This window comes from Neglectibacter sp. X4 (assembly GCF_009917365.1).
In the GTDB taxonomy this organism is placed as follows: domain Bacteria; phylum Bacillota; class Clostridia; order Oscillospirales; family Acutalibacteraceae; genus Acutalibacter.
In genome coordinates, this window is sequence record NZ_QWLE01000141.1 from 1 (window position 1) to 1,924 (window position 1,924).

3 protein-coding genes and 1 pseudogene are annotated in these 1,924 nt (G+C 55.9%); 3 read left to right on the forward strand and 1 reads right to left on the reverse strand.

Annotated features, from left to right (window positions below; all coding sequences use genetic code 11):
* Positions 1-163 precede the first annotated feature (163 nt).
* The 3 genes from D1841_RS17140 to D1841_RS17150 are packed head-to-tail and all read left to right on the forward strand — an operon-like array spanning position 164 to position 1,725.
* A complete protein-coding gene (locus D1841_RS17140) occupies positions 164-910 on the forward strand; it encodes a hypothetical protein (protein WP_160644894.1) in 747 nt (248 codons plus the stop codon).
* A 36-nt stretch (positions 911-946) separates the two neighbouring features.
* Positions 947-1,459: a hypothetical protein gene (locus D1841_RS17145; RefSeq protein ID WP_160644896.1), complete on the forward strand. Its 513-nt coding sequence runs from the start codon at positions 947-949 to the stop codon at positions 1,457-1,459.
* Positions 1,456-1,725: a hypothetical protein gene (locus D1841_RS17150; RefSeq protein WP_166554313.1), complete on the forward strand. Its 270-nt coding sequence runs from the start codon at positions 1,456-1,458 to the stop codon at positions 1,723-1,725. The genes D1841_RS17145 and D1841_RS17150 overlap by 4 nt, the downstream gene beginning before the upstream one ends.
* On the opposite strand, the pseudogene D1841_RS17155 reads toward D1841_RS17150, so the two are convergent.
* Positions 1,693-1,794 (reverse strand): annotated as a pseudogene (locus D1841_RS17155) (TnpV protein); the annotation flags it as partial. The gene D1841_RS17150 and the pseudogene D1841_RS17155 overlap by 33 nt on opposite strands.
* Between the last annotated feature and the right edge of the window lie 130 nt (positions 1,795-1,924).

The window sequence follows — 1,924 nt, forward strand, 5'->3', positions numbered from 1 at the left end:
CAATCCACAGCATCCTAAACAGTGTAGCATACCCCTGGAGAGGGGGCTATAAATACTACTCTTTTATAATACGAGGGCGATAGAATTACCCAGAACCATATACGCCTGCCGGGGCCGCACAGAGGATGCACATGATGACACGATCGTAATCGGTGGCGATCGCATGGCGGAGGAACAGCACGGCCCGAGGTTTCTGTTCCTGTCCATCGACAACGTGAAAAACGCTGCTTTTACCGACGGTTCCTCCCGCCTCACCCAGCCCATTTACAGCGTTATGGATCCCCTGTCCCTGGACTGGATGGTCTATTCCAGCCATAGCAGCCCGGGGAGAGCCTGGCTCTACGACATCTGGACGCCGACAAAGGAGTATCACCCCGGCCAGAAGATCCCCATTGTGCTTCACAGCAAGCACCCTCTGGCCATGGACTTTGACAACGGCAACGGGCCGACGATCGAAGTCTATACCAAAATGGCTGATGGTAAGGAGAACTCCCGTCAGACGCTGACACCTTTGGAGAGTGCGGCGACCATCGGTTTGCCGCAGCGGGGAGACAGCGCCTCTTGCGGCTACTACGCCACCTACCTCTATGAGGTGCAGGAGTACGACGTTGGCACGCTTCAGGTAGTGAAAGACAGCATCTCCTTCGACAGCGTCAACACCTGTAACTACGAGCGCCGGTTGGACAAGATCAATTACCTCGCTCCGCCCCCAGAGACAGAGGGCAAGGCAGCATCAAAGGATAGAGAGAAATACCTGACGTATCTCGAGGCACACAACAGATGGGGCGAGGGAAACCACGTCACAGACGCGATGCTGGAGGAGCTTAAAGAAGCGTTAGCCGCGTTAGATGTACCTGTAGTTACCTCACATCATACTACCGCTATATGGAGCCCGGCACCTTTGCGCTGAACGCCACCGTTGTGGAGCAGAAGATGCCCCCCCAAGGTGATGGCCTTTGAGAACCTGACGGTGGAGCTGCCCGACAACGGCGGCTTAAAAGACCTGCGCGCCCCCGTCCTGGAGGTCAGCCTGCAGTTGGTGGATGATCGTGCGGAAACAGGAAAGTACACCAAGTGGCTGCTTCAGGATTCGACGAAGCCGGGCACGGACGGAGACTTCGTCACCCAGACCGACAAGCTGGCCTTCTCCCTGGACGGAGGCAAGACGCTGATTCCTTTCGACACCCCCGTGGAACTGGGCAATCTTCCGGTCGGGGACGATATGGGCTTCTCCGGCGCCATCCTCACCGCCCAGGCTCCACTGGACGACCTCACGCAGGCGGAGCTGGTCGATCCAGATTCCTGGAACCCGGAAACCAGTACCTGGCGGCCGCTGGTGGAGGACGTCTACCAGATCGCGGAGCTGTACGTGGAGGGGAGCGGACCTATGGCTTTGCGGACTACGCCAAGCAATGGGGTGTCCGCTTCACCGACAAACGTGACTTTGATGTCTCCATGAAGATGACCCACAAGAACGGCACGGACTTCGCGCCGGAGGAATATACATATCTGGAGACAGATCCTCTCTACGGCGCGCCGTGGATGGGCAAGCACTACGTCTCCTTCGATGCCCAGAATTCCGACCTGGAGTTCGTCATCCAGCCCAAGGAGGATCGGCTCTTCCCAGAGGTGTCCTTCACCTTTGGCGACGGTGCCAAGCTCACCGGCTTCCATCTGGACGACAACGGCGACTATCGGCTGTTCTTCTTCGGTGGGTACAGTTAAGCACGGTAGTAAATAATCACCTTGTTTTTCAAATTTTCCGCCCAGTTTCTCAAATAATGATTTTGCCATTGTCTGTTACCTCCAGATAAAATATTCGCTCCACATATTTGTGCCTGCTGTCCTAAATAGTGCCTACATGAGTTAGGCACGAATGGCAGCCCAAATAGCGATACAACGGACGTGTACCGCAGCGATAAAG